The sequence below is a fragment of the Akkermansia sp. GGCC_0220 genome, from assembly GCF_017566105.1.
Classification (GTDB): domain Bacteria; phylum Verrucomicrobiota; class Verrucomicrobiia; order Verrucomicrobiales; family Akkermansiaceae; genus Akkermansia; species Akkermansia massiliensis.
Window position 1 is genome coordinate 38,895 of record NZ_JABFCI010000010.1, and the last position, 20,550, is coordinate 59,444.

At 59.4% G+C, this 20,550-nt stretch carries 18 protein-coding genes; 11 read left to right on the forward strand and 7 right to left on the reverse strand.

Annotated features, from left to right (window positions below):
- Positions 1-20: 20 nt before the first annotated feature.
- Together HJW02_RS08440 and HJW02_RS08445 are read left to right on the forward strand one after the other, a co-directional pair.
- Positions 21-428: an OsmC family protein gene (locus HJW02_RS08440; RefSeq protein WP_022397756.1), complete on the forward strand. Its 408-nt coding sequence runs from the start codon at positions 21-23 to the stop codon at positions 426-428.
- A gap of 279 nt (positions 429-707) precedes the next feature.
- Positions 708-1,022 (forward strand): hypothetical protein, encoded by a 315-nt coding sequence (locus tag HJW02_RS08445; RefSeq protein WP_022397757.1) that lies wholly within the window; start codon positions 708-710, stop codon positions 1,020-1,022.
- An 11-nt stretch (positions 1,023-1,033) separates the two neighbouring features.
- Here HJW02_RS08445 and HJW02_RS08450 read toward each other — a convergent pair whose 3' ends face one another.
- Positions 1,034-1,498: a hypothetical protein gene (locus tag HJW02_RS08450; RefSeq protein ID WP_022397758.1), complete on the reverse strand. Its 465-nt coding sequence runs from the start codon at positions 1,496-1,498 to the stop codon at positions 1,034-1,036.
- Positions 1,488-4,100, reverse strand: coding sequence for an MFS transporter (locus HJW02_RS08455; RefSeq protein WP_180971081.1), 2,613 nt, complete (start codon positions 4,098-4,100; stop codon positions 1,488-1,490). The genes HJW02_RS08450 and HJW02_RS08455 overlap by 11 nt, the downstream gene beginning before the upstream one ends.
- Before the next feature lie 397 nt (positions 4,101-4,497).
- Here HJW02_RS08455 and HJW02_RS08460 point away from each other — a divergent pair, with 397 nt between their 5' ends.
- From HJW02_RS08460 to HJW02_RS08505, 9 genes are all read left to right on the forward strand, one after another.
- Positions 4,498-5,064: a hypothetical protein gene (locus HJW02_RS08460; RefSeq protein WP_102721878.1), complete on the forward strand. Its 567-nt coding sequence runs from the start codon at positions 4,498-4,500 to the stop codon at positions 5,062-5,064.
- 86 nt (positions 5,065-5,150) lie between these two features.
- Positions 5,151-6,038, forward strand: coding sequence for a prephenate dehydrogenase/arogenate dehydrogenase family protein (locus HJW02_RS08465; RefSeq protein ID WP_022397761.1), 888 nt, complete (start codon positions 5,151-5,153; stop codon positions 6,036-6,038).
- Positions 6,039-6,173: 135 nt separating this feature from the next.
- Complete coding sequence (locus HJW02_RS08470) at positions 6,174-8,381, forward strand: TonB-dependent receptor (RefSeq protein WP_180971079.1); 2,208 nt, start codon at positions 6,174-6,176, stop codon at positions 8,379-8,381.
- Positions 8,382-8,396: 15 nt separating this feature from the next.
- Positions 8,397-9,143 carry an ABC transporter ATP-binding protein gene (locus HJW02_RS08475; protein WP_102721875.1) on the forward strand — a complete coding sequence of 249 codons (747 nt, stop codon included), beginning with the start codon at positions 8,397-8,399 and terminating at the stop codon, positions 9,141-9,143.
- Positions 9,140-11,965: an ABC transporter permease gene (locus tag HJW02_RS08480; protein WP_102721874.1), complete on the forward strand. Its 2,826-nt coding sequence runs from the start codon at positions 9,140-9,142 to the stop codon at positions 11,963-11,965. Before HJW02_RS08475 ends, HJW02_RS08480 begins: the two co-directional genes overlap by 4 nt.
- Positions 11,966-12,003: 38 nt before the next feature.
- Entirely contained in the window at positions 12,004-12,822 is an 819-nt protein-coding gene (locus HJW02_RS08485) for a DUF805 domain-containing protein (protein ID WP_102733202.1), read from the forward strand.
- 674 nt (positions 12,823-13,496) lie between these two features.
- On the forward strand, positions 13,497-14,216 hold the full coding sequence (locus HJW02_RS14155; protein WP_180971078.1) for a DUF805 domain-containing protein: 720 nt from the start codon (positions 13,497-13,499) through the stop codon (positions 14,214-14,216).
- Positions 14,217-14,220: 4 nt separating this feature from the next.
- Complete coding sequence (locus HJW02_RS08500; RefSeq protein ID WP_180971077.1) at positions 14,221-14,850, forward strand: CatA-like O-acetyltransferase; 630 nt, start codon at positions 14,221-14,223, stop codon at positions 14,848-14,850.
- A 209-nt stretch (positions 14,851-15,059) separates the two neighbouring features.
- Entirely contained in the window at positions 15,060-15,476 is a 417-nt protein-coding gene (locus HJW02_RS08505; RefSeq protein WP_208050631.1) for a four helix bundle suffix domain-containing protein, read from the forward strand.
- Positions 15,477-15,526: 50 nt separating this feature from the next.
- On the opposite strand, the gene HJW02_RS08510 is transcribed toward HJW02_RS08505, so the two are convergent.
- The 5 genes from HJW02_RS08510 to HJW02_RS08530 form a co-directional block, all read right to left on the reverse strand.
- A complete protein-coding gene (locus HJW02_RS08510) occupies positions 15,527-16,504 on the reverse strand; it encodes an ABC transporter ATP-binding protein (protein ID WP_102721870.1) in 978 nt (325 codons plus the stop codon).
- Positions 16,505-16,522: 18 nt separating this feature from the next.
- Positions 16,523-17,917, reverse strand: coding sequence for a ribosome biogenesis GTPase Der (gene der / locus HJW02_RS08515; protein WP_102721957.1), 1,395 nt, complete (start codon positions 17,915-17,917; stop codon positions 16,523-16,525).
- Positions 17,918-17,992: 75 nt separating this feature from the next.
- The gene (locus HJW02_RS08520; RefSeq protein ID WP_022397772.1) at positions 17,993-19,084 is read right to left on the reverse strand and encodes an LptF/LptG family permease; all 1,092 of its coding nucleotides are present in this window, start codon (positions 19,082-19,084) and stop codon (positions 17,993-17,995) included.
- A 151-nt stretch (positions 19,085-19,235) separates the two neighbouring features.
- Positions 19,236-19,772 (reverse strand): recombination protein O N-terminal domain-containing protein, encoded by a 537-nt coding sequence (locus HJW02_RS08525; RefSeq protein ID WP_102721869.1) that lies wholly within the window; start codon positions 19,770-19,772, stop codon positions 19,236-19,238.
- Entirely contained in the window at positions 19,772-20,545 is a 774-nt protein-coding gene (locus HJW02_RS08530; protein WP_022397774.1) for a tetratricopeptide repeat protein, read from the reverse strand. The genes HJW02_RS08525 and HJW02_RS08530 overlap by 1 nt, the downstream gene beginning before the upstream one ends.
- Between the last annotated feature and the right edge of the window lie 5 nt (positions 20,546-20,550).

A 20,550-nucleotide genomic window follows, 5' to 3' on the forward strand; every position in this document is an offset into this window, starting at 1 on the left:
GCCTTGTATAAAATAGGGTCATGGTAAAAACTAAAACGACGTACGAGGGCGGCCTCCACTGCTCCATGGTTCATGAGCCTTCCGGGGCCAAGCTTTCCACGGATGCCCCCGTGGATAACAACGGAAAGGGCGAGTCCTTCTCCCCCACGGACCTGGTAGGCGCGGCGCTCGCCGGCTGCATGAGCACGATCATGGGCATTGTGGCCGAACGCAAAGGAATTAAGCTGGAAGGCATGACGGTGGAAGTGGGCAAGCACATGAATGCTGACCCGCGCCGCATCGGCAAGCTGGAAGTGGTCATCACCGTGCCCCTCCCAGCCGATCATCCGGACAGGAAGCTGCTGGAACAGGCCGCCCTGAGCTGCCCCGTCAAGCACAGCCTGCATCCCGATATTGAAGTTCCCATCACCTGGAACTGGGTGGGTTGACAGCCGCCTGTGTTTTCTTGAGGCCGCCTGTGAAAACAGGCGGTTTTTTTATGATGTTAAAAAATGTTGGAAAAATGTAATAATAATTGAGTGAACTTGACTTATATTGTCAGGTTGTGCATTTTTCCGGGCATGAAGAAATTTTTCCCTGTTTTGTGTTTGGTTCCTGTAACAGTGTGCGGGCTTTTGTGCGGATGCGGCGGCGGTTCGGGAAAATCAGGGGATGACGGGAGCGTTTCCCTCAGTGGTCAGCAGGTAAGCCTCTTTGAGGGAGGGGACATGCTGTTCAGGCTTCAGTTCGGCGGACGGGATGTGGACGTCATCAAGATGGAGACGAGAATCGTGTATGATGGGGTTTACACGTACCGGTTCAATGAAGGCGCGAATTCCGGGGTTTTGAATATTGTGCCGGCTTCCAACAGCCGCGCCGCCTGCGCCATGGCGGACGTGAATATTTCCTTTGACGATGCTGAAAGGAGCACGGGCGTGATTGTCTCCGGAACCGTTACGGAAACCGGACCGGACATTGATTTCTCCATTGACGGCGTTCCGCGCCCCATGGCCGGCTGGACGTGCCGCGTGCACCGGGATTGAGTTTCCGCAGATCAGCAGTCCAGGACGAGGGGAAAGTGCTGGCTGAGCGGGTAATCCGTGACCTGGATCAGCTCCACGCCGTAAAGGCTGGCAATGGCCGGAGCCTCGGACTTGTCATACGGCTCGCAGTAATAAATGGTTTTAACGCCATGGGCGCACAGCGCCTGCATGCATGAGGTGCAGGGCATCGTGGTGCATGCCACCACCTTCGCCTCCCCCCTGCGGAACAGGCTGCACAGGTTGATTTCCGCATGCAGCATGTATTTCTGGCGTTCGTCCCGGCTGGCCCAGAAGGTGTCCTGTGCCTTGAAGCCGGGGTACAGGCCGTTGTAGGCGGTGCCGATCACGCGGTTGTCCGCATCCAGGGCGGCAGCTCCCACCTTGCGGTAGGGGTCTTCCGAGCGCAGGGCGGCCGCATGCGCCAGCGTCATTACATACTGCGGAATGGGGAGGCGGGATGATGAGTTACTGTTCATGGTTGGAAGACTGGAGTTCCGCCAGGAAGCCTGACTCGTCCAGATACAGGTTGGGCGGCAGGGAATAGGGGGTGGGGAGCGTAGCCCCGGCGATAACGTTGGAGAGGGGGGGATTCAGGTAAAAGCCCGGGAGAAGGCGTCCTCGCGTTCTGGCCCGCATGCCGAGTTGCACGGTGCCGTCATCCAGCTTGAAGACGCTCCTTTTCATGGACATGGCCAGAATGATGCCGCGGTCCGTGGCGAAGCAGGGGCGCCACCCGATGTTGGGAAGCACCAGGTCTCCGGAGCCGCTGAAATCGTAAAACGGCGTGCGCGTTTCCGGAACCAGGCTGTACAGCCTTCGGCGCAGGAAGTCGGAGCCCGTCACCTGCTTGATGCCCTCCGGCATGCTGTGGTCTCCGTCGCTGATGAGGTACACGGGGGTGCTGGTGAGGATGGGCCACAGGACGGAGGCCACCGTTTCATGCACTTCGTCATGCCCCACGCTGGTGAGCAGCAGTTCCCGGGGCTGGAGGGAGTTCACGCGCTCCAATTGCTGGGCGTTCATCCAGAAGTCGCACAGGCGGCTCTGGGAGCGGGAGCTGTCCAGCAGGGTGGCCAGCCACTTCCTGAGTTCCGGGTGGTCCGCCTCCACGGTGTCGTTCATCAGGCATTCGGCTATTTCATACCCGGTGAGCCGCGCGTTTTTTGCTAAAACGAGCGGCTTGTGGGCGATGCGCTCCAGGTGGTTCAGGATGGTGTCCCTGCCGATGCTGGCGGCAATTTCCAGGCAGGTGGAGGAGAGCTCCCTCAAGGTGTTGATGACGATGCGGGGGTTGACGGCATCAGGCGCAATGGGTTCTCCTATGGCGGCCGTGAAGCGGTAGGGGACATGGAGGGGGGCCTTGGAGAAGAAGCGGTTGCCGGAGTAGGAGAAGATGCTCCCCCACAGCTCGTCCATGTAGATGGGAACGATGGGGCAGCGCGATTTTTTCGCCAGCATTTCCAGCCCCCTGCGCGCGGCGCACAGGGTGCCCGTGCGGGTGAGCTGGCCTTCCGGGAAGATGCAGATCACTTCTCCGGCCTTGAGGGCCTGAATGGCCTTGGACAGGGATTCCCGGGGATTCCGGGAGGAAATGGGGAGGCAGTTGAAGAGTTCCAGAATCCAGCCGAGCCAGCGGATGGCTACGAATTCCTCCGCCACGATGAAGCGGATGGGGCGCGGACAGATGAGGGAAAGGAACAGCGCGTCCCCGTACGTGACGTGGTTGGAGACGATGATGGCTCCGCCGTCCTCCGGAATGCGGTCCTGGTGGATGATGCGGGAGCGGTAGACGATCCTCATGATCCAGAGGCCCATCATGCGGATGAATTCGCGGGGAATGAGACGGAACGCCACAATCGTGATGACCACGCCCAGGGCGGCCAGCACCCAGAATTGGTTCTGGATGGAGAAGATGTTCCTGAGCATGAGCTGGAAGCCGACGGCCACCAGGCCCATCAGGCAGTCCATCAGGTTGCCCGCGGCGATGACCGTGCTGCGGTTGGAGGGATCGCAGTTGTCCTGGAGGTGAGCGTTCAGCGGCACCAGGTACGCGGCGGCGAAGGCTCCCGTGATACCGAAGCCGATGTTGCTGGGCAGCGAGCCAGGAGCGAAGAAGGACAGGAAGATGCAGCCGATGGTGAAGCCGATCGCGCCCAGGGGGATGAGGCCCAGTTCAATTTTTTTACGGCAAATGATGGAGGCTATGACGCCGCCCACCACCGTGCCGCCGCTGAGCCACGCCATGAGAATGGCCGCGGACATGCTGAATCCGGTGCCGTCAATGGGGTGCTCCTGGGCGATCTGGAGGGAGATGAGCATCAGGGCCCCGGCCAGGAACCAGAAGTAGGAGACGCCGATTTCGCTGAGCCTCAGGTCCCGCTGACTCCACAGGTACTTGAGCTGCACGAAGTGCTCGTAAAAGAGCTTCCACTCGAATTTCCGGGTCTGGTTGGCCGGGTACCGGGGAAGGGACAGGGCCGCAATGGCTACGGGAACGGCGATGCAGGTGAGGATGAGCGTGGGGAAGGCGGCGGCTTCCCAGCCGTCGTTGGAGGAAACTTGCAGGATGTCGAACCAGACGAAGATGCCGATCTGCGCCGCCAGCATGGACAGGATGAGGCTCATTTCCATCAGCCCGGAGGCGTAGCCAAGCTGGCGGGAGCCCACCATGTCCTTCACCACCCCCTTTTTCGCCGGGCTCAGGATGGTCGCCTGGACGGAGAAGACGCAGAACCAGAAGACGGCCATTTCAATGTTCTCATACTTGTAGCACAGGAACATGGCCCCCAGCACCAGGATCTGGAGGAAAGACATGAACTGGATGATGCGGGCCTTGCAGAAGCAGTCCGCCAGCCAGCCGACGAAGGGGGAGAACAGGATGTAGGGCAGTACGAAGATGCAGGCAAGGATGTACTGGAGGGAGTTGACCCAGGAGTCCGGCCCGTACACGGCGCTGTTGGCGGCCAGCCAGACGCCCAGGGGAATCAGCAGGAACTGGGCGGCTTTTTCATTGAAGGCGTTCTGGGCTTGAATGAGAATCAGGGAATAAAAGCCCCTCCATTCCTTTTTTGAGGGCATTTTTTTCTTAGATGTCTGTACGTCATCCATGTGGGGCGGATTGTAGCAGATCACAGGGGGTAGGGAAGGATAATCTGTTTCCGTACCGGAGCGCTCCGGGGAAGGCGTGCAGGAGGCTTTTTCCCGATTTTTGGAAAGGAAAAGGATGCGGGGACGGTGGAACGGCCATGGCCGGACGGAGGTGAAAGCGTGTATTCCCGCAGTGAAGCGGAGGACGCGCCACCGGGCCTGAAAACCCCCGTGGAGCGCCGCAGCCCCGTACGGCTTTGCACGGATGAGGGGCCGGAAGCCGGAGAATCCTTGTCATGAAGCGGTTCGGCAAACAGGCTTTATGGTTGACATGAAGGTAGGGGGCCGTAGGATGCTGGCAGAAAGCTATCACCCGAAGAGAGATCATATGAATACTTCCCAGACGATAGGCGTGCTGCTGGCCGCAGGCGCAATCCTTCTGCCTTCCTGTGAAACGGAACGCGTGAATGAACGCCCCATCGGCATTTATCCTACGGAAAATGTCTATCCGTCCGGCTCCGGCGCCATGGGCGCCCAGGGCAGCAGCCTGTTGAATGAGATTCAGCGTGAAAATTCTCTGGATCCGGTAGCGGGTCAGAATTCCGGCTTCAATCCGGATCCGGCCCAGACCAATTCCGGCACCATCGGCAACATGGTGGGGGGCACCAACAATATCACGCCTCCGCCGCCCGTTGCGCCCAAGCCTGTCGTTCCCAATCCCGTGAGTGACTCTGCCAATTCCGGCATTGCCGCTCCCAGGCCCGTGGAGCCCTCCACTGCCTCCTCCATTCCCGTGGCGTGGCCCACGGCGGACCCCACGGTGGTGGTCAGCCCGTATGACCGCACCAAGAAGATCAAGATTCTGAACCGGGGCACCAACAAGCCCTACCCTTCCGGTACCGTGCTGCGGGACACCAACTTCCCGAACGAGATCAAGAAGTTCCGCGTGCCCTGATGCGGCCGCCGCGAAAAGATGATGCCCGCGCCCCTGAACATGCTGTATGTTCCGGGGCGCTGGTGTATTCTACCCCCTGTGAAACCATGAGCGAAGCTTCCAGAAAACAGCTTTCCTTTTCCTCCGTAGCCATTCTCGGCCCCGGCCTTCTGGGCGGTTCCCTGGCGCTTGCCGTCAGGAAGCAGCTGCCGCATGTCCACGTGCGCCTGTGGGGCAGGAGGGAGGAGCCGCTGGAATATGCCCGCTCTTCCGGAGCCGCCCATGCCGCCTCCACCCGGTTGGAAGAGGTGGTGGAAGGCGCGGACCTGGTCGTGCTGGCTACCCCGGTGGGCGTGATGTCCCGCCTCGTTTCCGGAATGCTCCCCCTGCTGAAACCGGGCGTGCTGGTGACGGACGTGGGTTCCGTGAAGGGCTGCGTCCACCAGTCCGTGGGCTCCGCTCTGACGGAAACCGGCGTGGCGTTTATCGGCTCCCATCCCATGGCCGGTTCTGAAAAGCAGGGCATGGAGCATGCCTCCGGGGAACTTTTCCGGGACGCCACGTGCATTCTGACCAATGACGAGCACGTGCATGAAGACATGCTGCTGCTGCTCCAGCGGTTCTGGGAGCGCGTGGGCTGCCACTGCATCCGCATGAAAGCGGCGGACCATGATTCTTCCGTAGCCCGCATTTCCCATATACCGCATGCCTTGTCCGCCCTGTGCGTCCACACCGCCCTGGACGGGGGGGATGTGAAGCTGCTGGGGCTGGTGTCCGCCGGCGGTTTTCGCGATACCACCCGCGTTTCCATGGGGGAACCGTCCATGTGGGCGGAAATCCTGACGGAGAATGCCCCCGCCGTCCTGGACCGGCTGGACGAAGCCCTGTCCCAGTTGGGGGAGGTGCGGAACCGGCTGGCCTCCGGAGACAAGGAGGCGCTGCGGGAATGGCTGAAGGCCGCGGCGGAGAGCCGGGCGCAGGCTCTTGGCCTGTGAGAGGCGCCGGGGGCGTTCTGCTGCCGGATGTGCCTTTGCAGGAAGGGAAAGGAACAGCCTGTTATCAAATTGTTAACAATCCGGGATGGACGGCCCGATGTTCCGTTTTATACTTGCCCCATGCGTTTATCCAACATGAATACCCCTCGCCGCCGCCGCCAGGGGCGCGGTTTGCACCGTGCCGCCGCCATTGGGAGCCTGCTTGTCCTCGGGCAGTCCGCCTATGCCGAGACTAAACCCGCCGCCGCAGAGGAGGGCGTGCAGGAAATGCCGGAACGCGTGATGACCATCCGTTCCAAGTCCCTGCGGGCGGAGACGGTCAGTTCCGCCACCCTCACGAACATGAAGACGGAAGAAGTTCCGCAAACGGTAAACGTTATTACGCGGGATCTGATGGATTCCAAGGGTTCCGATTCCCTGGTGGAGGCCCTGCGCATGGATTCCTCCGTCAATACGGGGGGGGACATGCTGCTGTCCCGCACGGCGGACCAGTACACCATCCGCGGTTTTGCCGGCACCGATGTGCAGATAGGCAACATGCCTCTTCCCCGCGGCATGGGATACGGCATGGATACGTCCCTGATAGAAAATATTGAAATTGTCAAAGGCCCCATCGGGTCCATTTCCGGCGGCCAGACCAGTACGCTCGGGGCATACGGCGCCGGCGGTTCCATTAACCTGATCCTGAAGGCGCCTGATTTTGAGGAACGGACGGAGTTGACGGCTTACGCCCGTCTTTCCCATCACGGGCAGAAGTACCGCGTAACTATTGACGACACCCGGTACAGGGGTGATGAAACGGACGGTTTTGCCCTGCGCACGGTGGTAGCCGCCGAGTATGAACGCCCGTTCTGGCTGAGCAACGGAGCCAACGGTGGCCAGAAGTACACGGTTTCCCCCATTTTCCGCTGGCAGCATGATTCCCGTACCAAGACGGTGCTGACGACCAGTTTCCAGTACCAGAATTCGCCGACAACGATGGGCATCCCCGTGCTGGGCGGCCACTTTGTGGGGCCGTATGACGCCTGGTACGGTTCTCCGAGCGGAAGGCTCAATTCCAAATCCCTGCTGGCGATGCTGGATTTCGAGCGCAAGCTGGAGAAGGTCTGGACAATCCGCATCGGCGGCGGCATGGGGTACAGCGATGTGGATTACAATGTCTGGGGCATTTCTTCTTCCGCCGGACGCGGAATGAGCACGGAGGATTATTACAACCAGATGATCGCTTCCGGAAAGGCCAAATACGAAGCCGCGTGGAGCGACGAGTGGAACATCAACTGGAATTTCTATTCCAACGCGCTGGCGGAGTTCAAGACCGGACAGGTGGAGCATGAAGCCCTGATGGGCGTTTCCTACACGGGGAGCAGCACCTATGGCGACGGTTCCAGCCTGGTGACGAACGCTACCGCGAACACGAACGGCTATTTCTCCCTGTACAATCCTCCGCCCTTTTTCCCCGCCGGGCGCGACTATTCCGGAGCCAATGCGACGGATACCGTGGTTCAGCGGGCGGGCGTCCTGCTGCAGGATGTCCTTAGCTACGGACAGTGGCGTTTCCTGGCCGGCGTGCGCGGGGACGCGCATTTCAGCCTGGACAACAATTACGCGTTTGCGTGGAGCCCTCGTTTCGGAATTACCCGCATGTTCGGTGAGCGCGTAGCTCTGTTCGCCAATGCGGCCCGTACTTCCGCCCCCAATTTCGGGTATCTGGATGAAAACGGGAAGGAACTGACCGATTCCTGGCGTACGGACCAGATGGAATTCGGCTTCCGGGTCAGCCCGGTGGACAAGGTGTGGTTCTCCGCTTCCTGGTTTGACATCATCCAGAATAACACTCCCGTAGCCATAGACGGATATACCAACCGGTACTATTCGGACGGCTCCAAGAGGGCGGAAGGCGTGGAACTTTCCCTGAACGGGGAAATCACCAAGAACTGGAGTTCCTACCTTTCCTACACCTACACCCGCACCAAGAACCGGACCTCCGGGGAAGTGTATCCCACCATCGCTCCGAATGCGCTGGCCCTCTGGCAGAAATACCGCATTGACGGCGGCCTGCTGAACGGCACGGTGCTGGGCCTGGGCTACCGTTGCAAGGATTCCTACTACGCCACGTTCCGCGGTGCAAAAATTGCGGATAATTATACCATACCTTCCTACAGCGTGTTTGACTTCACGGTGGAAATCCCCCTGCCGGAAACCAAATGGCTGAAGGATGCCACCCTGAGGCTGGCCGTATACAACATTTTCGACAAGAAATACGTGCAGTCCACCCGCCACGCCGTGCAGTGCACGGTGGGAGAGCCCCGCACGTTTGAAGTAGGCGTGAAGACTACCTTCTAACCATTCCTTCCAGCCATGAGTTCCCCCGTCATTTCCGTCACCCGCCTCAAGCGCAGCTTCAAGTCCGGTTCCGAGGACATAGCCGTGCTGAAAGACATCAGCCTTACCGTGAACCAGGGAGAGTTCGTCGCCGTCATGGGCGCGAGCGGCTCCGGAAAAAGCACCCTGCTGAACGTGCTGGGGGGGCTGCTGCCTCCGGATTCCGGCACGGTGACGGTGGATGGGCTGGACCTCGGCTCCATGTCTGATGCCGCCCTGACAGTGTACCGGCGCGACCGCGTGGGGTTCATCTTCCAGATGTTCAACCTGGTGGGAACCCTGAACGTGGAGGAAAACATCCTGCTGCCCTCCCTGGCGGGGGGCAAAAAAGTGGCCTCTTCCACTCTGGACGCCATGATTGAAAAAGTGGGGCTGTCCCACCGCCGGCACGCCATGCCGGATACGCTCAGCGGCGGGGAACAGCAGCGGGTGGCGATTGCCCGTGCGCTGGTTTCCGGACCGGCGCTGGTGCTGGCGGATGAACCCACGGGCAATCTGGATTCTGAAAACACCCGGCTCATGGGGGGCCTGTTCCGGGATTTGCACCGTACGCAGGGCTGCGCCTTCGTGCTGGTGACGCATGCGCCGGACGTAGCCATGTGGGCGGACCGCGTGATTGTGCTCAAGGACGGCCGCATCGTGGACGACAGGCTCACGGCGGAATTTGCCGGGCCTGTGGAATTGTCCTCCTTCTATGAACGCACGCTGAATGACGCCTTATGACGCTGCTGTTCAAACTGATTTGGCGGGACCTGCGCGCCAACCCCGGCCGTGTGGCGGTCAGCGTGTTCGCCATCCTCGTCTCCGTCAGCCTCATCGTCTGGATGATGGGTAGCTATGATACGCTGGTCAGGGAGTTCGATAACGACGCCGAGGCCTACATGGGAAGCTATGACCTTTGCCTGGTGCCGGAGGCTCCTCGCGGTCCGCTCCCTCCCGGGCAGTACCCGCGGTTCTCTGATCCGGAGCTGGCCTCCCGCCTGGCCGCCTCTCCCCTGGTTGAATCCGTAAACGCCGCGTGGCAGGTGCCCCGCCTGCAGATTGGCTGCGGGAATGAACGCGGCAGTTTTGACGAGCAGACGCGCGACCGCATGGGGATTCCCCCCCAGAGCCCCATCCTGGTGGGGAACCATGCCGTGGAATGCCCGTATGATCTGCAGGAGGGCGTCTGGCCTGACATGGCTTCCTCCACGGACATGGTGGGCGTGCTGGGCAGCGGAAGCGCCAAATACTTCCGCGCTGGTGTGGGAACCGTCATGAACGTGCGCGTGGGTACGCATGTGTATGATGTGAAAGTAGTGGGCATCGTCAAGCAGGCCAAGGCCACTCCCGGCGTCATCATGGGGCCGGGCGGCATGGCCGGACCCGCTTTTTCCTCCCTGTTTGTGCCCGTGAAGGTGTGTGAAAGGATTACCGGCCAGGCCTTTTCTCCCAATCTGATTTACGTTCAGCTCAAGGAAGGGGTGGACAAGAAGGAATTTGCGGACAGCTTCCGGGGGGAGCTGAAACGCTCCTCCGCCGTGGTGGCGGATACGGATTCCGTTATCCAGCGGCTTTCCAGCGACCGTTCCGTGCGCTCCCAGAAGGACAGTGCGGAAATGGCCGTGTGGCTGGTTCTCTTTTCCTGCGTCTTCATCATCTTCACGACTCTGAGCATCGGCGTCAGCGAACACACCCGCAGGCTGGCCCTGATGCGTGCGCTGGGCATGAGCCGCATGCAGATTGCCCTGCTGATTGTGGGGGAAGGCCTGTTCCTGTGCATTCCTGCCCTGCTGGGCGGCCTGGCCGCGGGATTCTGCCTAGTGTATCTTTTGGAGGAAGGGTCTTCTTCCATGCCCTCCCTGACCTGGACGACGGTGCTGGCTGCCGCGGCGTGTGCCGTGGGCGGCGCGCTGCTGGCCTCCATCATTCCCGCATGGCGCGCTTCCCGCCAGTCTCCGCTGGAAGCGGCCGTGCCCTCTTCCGGATTCATCGGGAAAGTGAGCCGCGTTCCCGTGTGGTCCGTGATCGCCGGGCTGGCGTGCGTGTGCCTCCAGCCTGCGGCCCTGCTTCTGCCGGGCCTGGAGGTGGAGACGCGCAAGTGGATCTTTTTCTGGCTGGGGTATCCCGGCCTGGTGGCCGGTGCGCTGTTCCTGGCTCCCGCCTTCGTGCGCGTGACGGAGTGGGCCGGATCATGGATCACGGGGCTGCTGCTGCGCGTGCCGCATTCTTTCCTGAAAGTGCAGCTCAGCCGCAACCTCAGCCGTTCCGTGGGAACCGCCGTATCCATGTCCGTGGGCCTGTCCCTCTTTGTAGGGGTGCAGACGTGGGGATATTCCATGCTGGTTCCTTTCTCTCCGGATACGTCCACGCCCGGAACGCTGGTTTCCTTCCTGCATACGGAGTTCAAGCCTGCGGACGTTCCGGAGCTGATGGCGCGGTCCAGCCTGAGGAATTCGCGGATGTATCCCATTTACGTGGATGAACCGGACATTGCCCCGGCGCAGATGAAGACCCCAGGTTTTTCCGGAATGCGCAACCGCTCCATCGTGCTGGCCGGCATTCCCGTGGCGGAGATGGCTCAGGGAAGCCATCCCCTGTTCAGGCCCGTGTTCGTTTCCGGCAACCCGCAGGAAGCCTATGCCATGCTGGAATCCACCCGTTCCCTGCTGATTCCGGACACCTTTGCCCGGACGGTGGGGCTGAAGGCCGGGGATGACCTGATGCTGGTGAATCCGTCCCATCAGGGGCGCCGTTCCGGGAATGCTCCGTCTGCCGGAGCTCACGGACGAGGCAGAGGCCCCGGCATGCAGGGGGAACCCTGGAAGGTGGCGGGAGTCGTCTCCTTCCCCGGCTGGCACTGGCTGACCAAGACCAGCGGCATGCGCGTGCGTCGCGGCGGCTTTGTGGCGGCCCTGGCGATTGCCGATGAACGCTGGCTCAAGGAGGAATACGGCCATCAGGGGTTCCAGTTCATCTGGGGGGACACCGCCCCCGGGGTAAGCAACCTGGAGCTCCAGAACGACCTGGGGGAATACGCCCTGATGAAGGTGCGGCAGCAGGAGAACGAAGGGGAAGGCGTGAAGCCGCTGGTGAAGGCCCTGACCCGGGAAAGCCTGGGGGGGAGCGTCACCAGCCGCGGTGACGACGTGATCTTTACGATGAGCAAGCTTCCCATCATCATGATGGTGATTGCCGTGCTGGCCGTGCTCAATACTGTTCTGGCCTCCGTGCAGTCCCGCCGCCGGGAATTCGGCCTGATGCGGGCGGTAGGAGTGCCGGCCGCCATGGTGATGCGGATGCTCTGGGCGGAGACGCTGATGGTCTCCCTGTGCGCCGTCGTCATGAGCCTGGCCCTGGGCGTGCTGGGAGCCTGGTGCTCCATCCAGATTCTGGAATACGGCTATCACTTCGGCATCGTCACTCCTCCCGTCACGATGCCCTGGACCCATCTGGGGTATGCGGTGCTTCTGGTGCTGGCCCTTTCCTCCCTGGCGTGCCTTCTGCCTGCGTGGCGCATGAAGCGCGCGTCTGTGACGGACTTGCTTTCCGTCCGGGAGGGGTAGGGGGCCTTCTGGATTATATTTGTCGGAAAAAGTATTGATTGCTGAAAATTAAGCAAATAGGATCAGCTGTATACTTTAGAATGAAATATTTTTACCATGACCGGAATGGAGAATTGCATGGTCCTGCTGAACTGGATTTTCTGGCCTGTGAGGTAAAATGGGGCGGTCTGCCTGATCATTTGATGATTCGTCCAGTGGATGGTGAAGAATGGGTTGCCCTGGCGGAGGCAGTGAAAAGGGAAACGGGAACCGGATTTTATCCGAACGTGATGTCTGTTCCGCCGGAAGAGGTAGCCGGTCTGTCGTTTTGGAAGCGTCTCCGGTATTATTATCGGAGATCATGGAGAATGGCATTCGTCTTTTCCGGACGCGCTTCCCGGCGGGAATGCCTGTCCGTTTTCCTGTCCATGACGCTGGCGGATTGCCTGGGGCTGGCGGTTGCCCAGATTCTGCTGGGGCTTGCTCTTCCTCTCCTGATGCCGGGAGTAGACGTATTTTCCTGCTTGTCTTTCATCTCCCGGTTCTTGGGGCTGTTGCTGGTGTTGCTGATCGTCCTTCAATCTTTTGCCTTGTGCTGGAGAAGGCTCCATGACTTGTCCCTGGCGGGCTGGTGGTCGTTTGCTCTTCCTTTTGTCTTCCTGGCTGGCAGTTTGTCGGTGGAATGGTTCTTGGGGCATTTGTTCCGGTCTGATACTTGGGGCATGTTCGTGGAACATGCGGGAGGTGCTGGAGCAATGGCGGCAGGAGGAATGGCGGTGGCAGTTTTCGTGTTGTCAGGAACCTGGGTTGTTACGCTGCTGGGCCTGTTTCCCGGTACGAAGAAGGAAAATCAATACGGTCATCCTCCGGAGGTATGACCGTTCCGTTTCCCGGACAGAGAAGAACCGGGGATTTTTCCCTTCGCCGGAAAGGGAGGATAATATCGACAAACCCCGTAATGCGTGTTTGACTGAAAGGGCTTTCCCGTGAATCTGTTTTCTTCCAGTCCCGGTCCTTTTTCTGAAAGGAAGTGCAGCTTGCCTGAATGGATGGCGGCAAGATGGAGATGGTTGTTTTCTTGGTCCGGCCGCATTTCCAGCGCCTCATATTTATATGCGTGGCTGTTTTATGGCGCGTGCATGGGGACGCTGGTTTTTTCAGGATATTGGGCCGCGGTGAATGGGAGCATTCATCCGCGTTTTATGGTAACGGCTGAGCATGGAATAAACCTGGCGTGTTTGAGTGCGGCCATGCTTGTTCCATGCCTGGGACTTGTTTTTCGCAGGCTCCGTGATCTTGATCTGGGCCTCCTCTGGGCGGTTCCCGTTTACGCGGCTTCCTTGGGATGTGCGGAGACGGGCTTTTATCATGTGTACGGATGGGCGCGGGCTGCGGCGGGAGGGAATGCCTCCCTTTTAATTTGCGGCGCCATGTTTTTCTGCATGTTTCTGTTTTGTTCCCTGGCGCCGCTTGCGCTGGGATGTGTTCCCGCCAACAGCCGGTCCGGCATTTCCGGGCGAACCGGGGAAAGAACGGAAGGAAAGAAGTGATTGTGAAACGTTATTATTACCATACGCCGGATGGGGAATTGCATGGGCCGTCCGATTTTGATTTCCTGGTCAGGGAAGTCCGCTATGCCGGATTACCGCTGGGACTGATGGTCAGGGAGGAGCGTTCGGAAGACTGGATATGGATAGGAGACATTCCGGGAGCTCCGCCGGAATGGAAGTTGCTCAAGGAGCGGTATTCCGGAACCGGGGAATGGATGAAAGTGGGCAAAATATGGAAATGCGGCAGAAGAAGTCGTTTTAAGTGGTTTTTTTCCCTGCTGGTGATGCAGTCCCGTTCCTCGCGCCGGGAGGCGGCTGTTGCCTACGGCGCACTTCTGGCGTCTGCTCCTCTCGTCTGGATAGTTTGTTTTTGTGGAGCCTGCGATGTTTTTGAACCTCTTCCTTTTGGGATGCTTTTTGCTCTTCTGTCGGGGTTGTTGCTGTTGTTTTTCTTCTTGTTTTGCTTCATTGCGCTGGGCGTCAGACGTTTTCATGATGCCGGGCTGGATGGGGGCTGGTTGGCGATCGTCTGGCCGGTATGGATAGCAGTCCTGATTTGTTCTTTTAAGGGAAAGTTTCTGGCAATGTCCTTTTGCTGGGATCTTGTAGGGGGAATATTTACGGGCATAGCTGTCTTGACTGCTCCCGTCCTGTTCAGTCTTTTGCTGCCGGAGCAAAAGCGCAAAAACATCTATGGAGAGCCTTCCTGGAATAGAAAATAAGCGCATGAAAAAGAAAATAGAAATCGCTTCCTGGCCGCGAAGGTCCCATTACGAGTATTTCCAGACGTTTGAATGTCCCATGTTTTCCATCACGTCTCCCGTGCGGGTGGATGCCTTGTACCGTTATGCGAAACAGGAGGGGATTTCCTTTTTCGCCCTGTGCCTGTTTGTGCTGTTGAAGGCAGTGAATAAGATTCCCCAACTGCGCCAGAGGGTGGAGGAAGGGGAGGTGTGGGAGTATGAATCCGTGGACGCCCTGGTTCCGGTGCTGGCTAAGGATGGGGAATTCACCCAGATTTTAGTAGAGTACCGGGCGGAGCTGGCTGATTTTCTGGAGCATGCCGTTCCGCTCATTCAGGCGGCCAAGCAGGCTCCGGCCCGGGCGAATCCCTGCCATCGGACGGATATTGCCGTGTTCAGCTGCCTGCCGTGGATTCCGTTTACGCAGGTGGCCAGCGCCTACAGGGTGTTCCGGGGGCAGTACCTTCCCCTCATCCATTGGGGGAAGATGGAGGCGGACGTTTCCGGCAGGCTGATGATGCCCGTGGCCATTCAGGCGAACCATGTGCTGGTGGACGGGGTTCATGTTGGTAATTTTTATAAAAATATTGATTGTTTTTGTTGCGGGTTTTAGGCTGGGACGCATGGCTTCCCTGTTGCGCCCTTCCGGCGATTACCGGTCTCTGCTTTCCTACAGAAAGGCGGAGCAGATTTATGATCTGACCTATTATTTTTGTAAGGCGTACTTGTCTTCTCGCGACAGGACGGTTGATCAGATGGTTCAGGCTGCCCGTTCCGGAAAGCAGAATATTGCGGAGGGAAAGGAGGCGGGGCTGGGTCTCCATGGAAACGGAAATCAAGCTGATGAATGTAGCCAGAGCCAGTCTGGATGAATTACTGGCTGATTATGAAGACTTTTTGAGAGTGAGAGGCTTTCCCGTGTGGGAAAAGGATTCACGAGAGTCCCTTTTTGTCAGAAAGAAGGGTGAGGATAAATGTCTGGCCCGGGATTATTTTTTGGAACTGGCCCGGACAAGGCCGCCGGAGGTGGTGGCCAATATGGCCATTTGCCTGATTTTTCAGGCCAAGTATTTATTAATGCGGCAGCTCAGGTTTTTGGAGGGGAAGTTTCTTAGAGAAGGGGGGATGAGGGAAAGAATGAGCCGGATGAGAAGGGATAGGGGTGATAGGGGTGATAGGGGTGATAGGGGTGATAGGGGTGATAGGGGTGATAGGGGTGATGATGGGAATTCCCTATAATCCCTAAAGTTTCCTGTGAGCCCCATAGGCCCTATTCTTCTCCCAAGGTTTTACTGATTCCCGGCCAGGCATCCCGGGCAGTTTTGGACTGAGTGCCCCGGAGATATTTCCACCAGCTCCGGTTCCCGGTCCGTCAGGCAGAGTTCCGGGTTCCCGAGGGTGTTTCTGGGGCGGAAGCTGCATCCGCAAGGTTCCTGCATCATGTTGGGAGGCAGTCCGGGAATGGTGTAGAGGGGGGAGCCTTTCGCATGTAGTCCGGGAATGGATTTCATCAGGGCCCTGGTGTAGGCGTGCCGGGGATGTTCCAAAAGCTCCCGCGCCAGGGCGCTTTCAACAATGCGGCCTGCGTACATGACGTTGATGCGGTCCGCATATTGGCGCACCACGCCGAGGTCATGCGTGATGAGGATGACGGAGGTGCCCATGTCCTGCTGAAGTTTTCTGATGAGGTCAAGCACCTGCTTCTGCACGGTGACGTCAAGGGCAGTAGTGGGCTCGTCCGCAATGAGGATTTCCGGCCTGGTGATGAGGGCCATGGCGATCATGACGCGCTGGCGCATGCCTCCGGAGAATTGATGGGGATAGGCGTCCATACGCTGTTCAGCGTCCGGTATGCCTACCAGGGCAAGCTGTTCCAGCGCGCGGTCGCGCGCCTCTTTTTTGCCGGCTCCCTCATGAATGACGAGGGGTTCCGCCACCTGCTCCCCGATGGTCAGGTACGGGTTGAGGGAGGTCATGGGATCCTGGAAGATCATGGAGATGCGCTTGCCGCGGATGGAACGGAGTTCCTTTTCCGGACAATGAAGCAGGTCCATGCCGTCCAGCATGGCGGAACCGCTTTCAATGCGGCCCGGAGGCATTGGGATGAGCCCCATCATGGAGTAGCAGGTGACGGATTTTCCGGATCCGGATTCCCCCACGATGCCGAGCGTTTCCCCCGGCGCCACGTCAAAGGACACGTTTCTCACCGCCCGGACGATGCCGGCCCTGGTGTGGAAGGAGGCGCTGAGGTTCCTGACGGAGAGCATGCGGAGAAGGCGGGATTGTCAGTCATTGCGCACGCGCGAGCGGGCGGAGAAGATGACCGGGATGCCGGGAGCGGGGTAGGCTTCCCTGATTTTGTTGCGCAGGTACTGGGAGTAGCTGTCCGTGAGCAGGTTCTTGTCATTGACGAAGAGGACGTAGCGCGGGACGGGAATGGTGTTGTACTTGGGGTCCACCGCCGTGGTGACGTAGTAGATTTTCAGTCTTCTGGTGGAGCCGCTGGCGGTGCCAGGAGGGTTCATCTGCTGGGCAAGCTGGATGAGGCGGTTGAGCTGTCCGGTGGTGGGCAGGTTACGGGATTCCCGGCGGATGCGCGTGATGACCTTGAAGATGATTTCCACGCCCTCCGCTTTTTTTGCGGAGGTGGCGATGAAGGGCGCATAGTTGATGAAGAAGAGTTCCCTGCGCACCTGTTCCTCCACTTCCGCCATGCGGTCCTTGCGCGGGGCATTCGGGTGGAAGAGGTCGAATTTGTTCACGATGATGATGCAGGGTTTCCCTTCCTCCGCAATGATGCCGGCGATACGGCGGTCCTGCTGCGTGATGCCTGCCGCAATGTCAATGACCAGCAGGCAGATGTCCGCCCGGCGGATGGCTTTTTCACTGCGCATGGCGGAGAAGACTTCCACGGAGGTGTCCCGCCGGGAGCGCGGGCGCATGCCGGCGGTGTCGATCAGCACGTAGGGCTGGCCGTCGTGCAGGTAGGGGACGTCAATGGCGTCGCGGGTGGTGCCCGCCACGTCGGAAACGATGGTGCGCTTGTCCCGGAGGATGGCGTTGACCAGGGAGGATTTGCCCGCGTTGGGGCGTCCAACGACGGCCACCTTGATGGGGGGGGCGGCGTCCTCCCCTTCTTCCGGTTCTTCCTCCAGTTCTTCTTTCAGCGGGGCGCCCTCCTGTTTGAGGAAATCGTCCAGCCGGGAGGCGAGTTCGGAAAAGCCCCTGCCGTGGGCGGCGGAGAGAAAGATATGGTCGTCAAAGCCCAGTCCGGCGAATTCTCCCAGGTTCAGATCCTGCTTTTCATGGTCCGCCTTGTTGAGCAGGAGGATGACGGGAACGTCCGACTTGCGGAGGTGGTCCGCAATGCTCTGGTCAATGGGGGTGAGGTGGTCCCGGCAGTCCAGCACGAAGAGGATGAGGTCCGCCGTTTTCATGGCTATGTCCGCCTCTGCCGCCACCTGTTCCGCAAAGCCGTCGGTCAGGCGCGCGCCGATGCCGCCCGTATCCATGATTTTACAGGCGCGGTCCGTAATCTTGCAGGGGGCGGAGAGCCGGTCGCGAGTGACGCCGGGTTCATCATGCACGATGGCGATGCGCCTTCCGGCCATTCTGTTGAAGATGGCGGATTTCCCGACATTGGGCCTGCCTACGATGGCGATGGTGGGGACGTGCTGCATGCGCGCCATGTTACCCGAAGGGCCGGAGCTGTGAAAGCTAATTCCGCGCCAACGGCGGGCGCTTCCGCCGGGGGCTTATCCCTTGTGCCTGGCCTGATTGTGAAGGTACAGCGCCACGGCGATCGTGATGACGTTGGGAAGCCATAGCAGGATGTAGGGGAGCATCGTGTCGCTTTTCCGGGACAGGTCCGCAAAGATCAGGGCCACAAAGTAGAGGGAGGCGATCAGGATGCCCAGGGCAAATCCCGTGGAGGTGTCTTTTCTGCGGGTGTTGATGGCCAGGGGCACGCCAATGAGGGCAAAGACGATGCAGGCCAGGGAGAAGGAGGCGCGCCTGGGCAGTTCCGTGGCGAATTCCGTGGTCTGTTTTTTATCCAGATAGCCGGGCGTGTTCAGGGCTTCCCTGATTTCCCGGTTGGTGAAGCGGTTGGCCTTGATGCGCCGGGAGCGGGATTTGTCCAGGTTGATGCTCAGGGGCATTTCATCCATGGTCACGCTTTGGGAGATGGAGTCCTTTTCCTGCGTGGTGATGAGCGGATTGATGAGGTGCAGGTAAAGGGTTTTTTTCTCGGGAGAGAAGTCCATGGTCACGCGTTCCGAGTGCATGGCCACGGCGGGGGATTTGTCGTCCGCCTTCTGATAGATGTGCATGCCGTGGATGACGTCGTCCACGCGCTTGTCAATGTAGATTTCCAGATTATCGAATTTGGTGATGGCCTGTCCTTCATTGAGAAGCCCCTTCGGGTTGATGGAGGCGGCCTTGATGAGCAGTTCGGAAATGGATTGCTTGGCGCGGGGCGCGATGTCTATGTTGATCCAGTAGCAGAGGCCGGAGAGGGCGATGCCGATGGCGATGGCGGGGGCGCTCAGACGCCACAGGCTCATGCCGGACATGCGCATGGAGGTGAGTTCGTTGTCCGAGGCCAGGCGTCCGTATACCAGCAGCACGGCCGTCAGGAATCCCCATGGAATGGAGAACATCAGCGAGAAGGGTATTACCTGGAAGATGAATTCCAGAACGATGCTGATGGGCGCCTTGTTTTCCACCAGAAGGGGGCGCAGTTCCTTGAACAGGTTGCCCAGGAGCAGCAGGGCGCTCAGGGCCATCACCCCCAGGGCCGTAACACCCAGCAGCTGGCGGGCAATGTATCTGTCAAAGATCTTCATGCAGTAAAACCGTGCCGGAGATTTTGCCCGAAGGCCGCGGACAAGTCAATCACGCGCACGGAACAATCCGTATCCTTCCCCGGAGGGAAGGAGGAGTTGGATGGGAGGATGGAAGTCCGTGCGGCTGGTGAAAAAGGATGCGGCATGTTGTTCAGTTTTCTTTTTGTTCCAGGCTGCCGAGCAGTTTTTCCCGCTGCGGGGGAAGCTTGCCGAAGTGGGATTTCAGAATGACGTGCGCCGGAATGCCGGGATGCGCGATGCCGTGCAGCCGCGCGAGTTCCTGTTCAAAGTGCAGGACGGCGCGGAGGGTGGGGTCGTTGTTTTCCAGATAGGCGTATGCCCGTTGCAGGAGGTCGTAGAATTCCGGGATGGGCGTGTCCGGCTCCAGCATTTGGAGAAACAGACGAGCGAAGTAGCCTGCCGCGCTGAGCCGGAGGTAGCTTTTCCGGAGGGGCAGGCGGGGGGAGAGCAGGTCCGCGGAAGTCAGGGAGTGCAGGTCTCCCGTTTTTGCCTGCGTCCACTGCATGCGGCACTGGTAGAAGAGGTCCAGGCTCCCGGCAAAGGGGCTGTTGGGCTTTCTGGCGCTTTTGGCCGCCGTTCTGATGATGCCTTCCTCCGTGCACCAGACGACAATCAGGCCGTTCTCTCCGAGGGGATAGAGCTTCAGGACCGTCGCTTCCGCATTCATCAGCGGCGTTTTTCCAGCCCTGTTTTAGCCGGTTGTTCCGTTGGGACGGTCTGCCCGTAGGGGGAGGGCAGGATGCCGGCTTCCGTCATGGCGTCCGTAAAGGCCTGGATGGCGCTGGTGCCTCCGTGGATGCGGATGGCGGAAAGGAGCTGTTCCTGGGCGGCGTCCTTGTCTCCTCCCATGAATTTGATGATGGCCTGGGTGCAGTAGTAGTACGGCGTGTCGTCCATCGGGCCGTACAGGTTTTCCAGTTCCTTGGCCAGGGGCCGGTTGTCCAGCTTGCGGGCGCAGATATAGCGCTTGAATTGCAGCAGGGGAGTCATGCCGGGATTGTCCTTGAAGGGAGGCAGAAGCTCCGTGAAGGCTTTCAGCGCCCTGGCATAGTCATGATTGACGTAGTGCGCTTCCGCCAGGTTGAACTGAATGGTGAGGTTGGAGGGATCCAGCTTCTGGGCCTTTTCAAAGTTTTCCAGGGCCTTTTCAATGTTGCGGATTTCAATGTAGCATGCGCCGCGGAGATTGTATAAGCCCGGGTTTCCTGCATAAAGCTTTTCCAGCTCCGTCAGGGAGAAGAGGCATTCCATGGTTCTCTTCTGCGCAAAGAGCTGTTCCGCCTTGCGGAATTGGTCAATGTAGCTTTTTCTGGTTGCTTCCGGCAGGCTGTTGAATTCCTGAATCCACGCCGGGGACGGAGGTTCCGGCGGTGTTTGCTGCGCGGAGGCGGGGAGAAGGGCAAGCGTCAGGGCTGCCAGTAGGAAGGTGCATGCTTTCATGGATG

Bases quoted from the DNA above. Each gene is read 5' to 3' on its own strand.
- HJW02_RS08440 (WP_022397756.1), top strand. From the start codon at position 21: ATGGTAAAAACTAAAACGACGTACGAGGGCGGCCTCCACTGCTCCATG.
- HJW02_RS08445 (WP_022397757.1), top strand. From the start codon at position 708: ATGCTGTTCAGGCTTCAGTTCGGCGGACGGGATGTGGACGTCATCAAG.
- HJW02_RS08450 (WP_022397758.1), bottom strand. From the start codon at position 1,498: ATGAACAGTAACTCATCATCCCGCCTCCCCATTCCGCAGTATGTAATG.
- HJW02_RS08455 (WP_180971081.1), bottom strand. From the start codon at position 4,100: ATGCCCTCAAAAAAGGAATGGAGGGGCTTTTATTCCCTGATTCTCATT.
- HJW02_RS08460 (WP_102721878.1), top strand. From the start codon at position 4,498: ATGAATACTTCCCAGACGATAGGCGTGCTGCTGGCCGCAGGCGCAATC.
- HJW02_RS08465 (WP_022397761.1), top strand. From the start codon at position 5,151: ATGAGCGAAGCTTCCAGAAAACAGCTTTCCTTTTCCTCCGTAGCCATT.
- HJW02_RS08470 (WP_180971079.1), top strand. From the start codon at position 6,174: ATGAATACCCCTCGCCGCCGCCGCCAGGGGCGCGGTTTGCACCGTGCC.
- HJW02_RS08475 (WP_102721875.1), top strand. From the start codon at position 8,397: ATGAGTTCCCCCGTCATTTCCGTCACCCGCCTCAAGCGCAGCTTCAAG.
- HJW02_RS08480 (WP_102721874.1), top strand. From the start codon at position 9,140: ATGACGCTGCTGTTCAAACTGATTTGGCGGGACCTGCGCGCCAACCCC.
- HJW02_RS08500 (WP_180971077.1), top strand. From the start codon at position 14,221: ATGAAAAAGAAAATAGAAATCGCTTCCTGGCCGCGAAGGTCCCATTAC.
- HJW02_RS08505 (WP_208050631.1), top strand. From the start codon at position 15,060: ATGGAAACGGAAATCAAGCTGATGAATGTAGCCAGAGCCAGTCTGGAT.
- HJW02_RS08510 (WP_102721870.1), bottom strand. From the start codon at position 16,504: ATGCTCTCCGTCAGGAACCTCAGCGCCTCCTTCCACACCAGGGCCGGC.
- der (WP_102721957.1), bottom strand. From the start codon at position 17,917: ATGCAGCACGTCCCCACCATCGCCATCGTAGGCAGGCCCAATGTCGGG.
- HJW02_RS08520 (WP_022397772.1), bottom strand. From the start codon at position 19,084: ATGAAGATCTTTGACAGATACATTGCCCGCCAGCTGCTGGGTGTTACG.
- HJW02_RS08525 (WP_102721869.1), bottom strand. From the start codon at position 19,772: ATGAATGCGGAAGCGACGGTCCTGAAGCTCTATCCCCTCGGAGAGAAC.
- HJW02_RS08530 (WP_022397774.1), bottom strand. From the start codon at position 20,545: ATGAAAGCATGCACCTTCCTACTGGCAGCCCTGACGCTTGCCCTTCTC.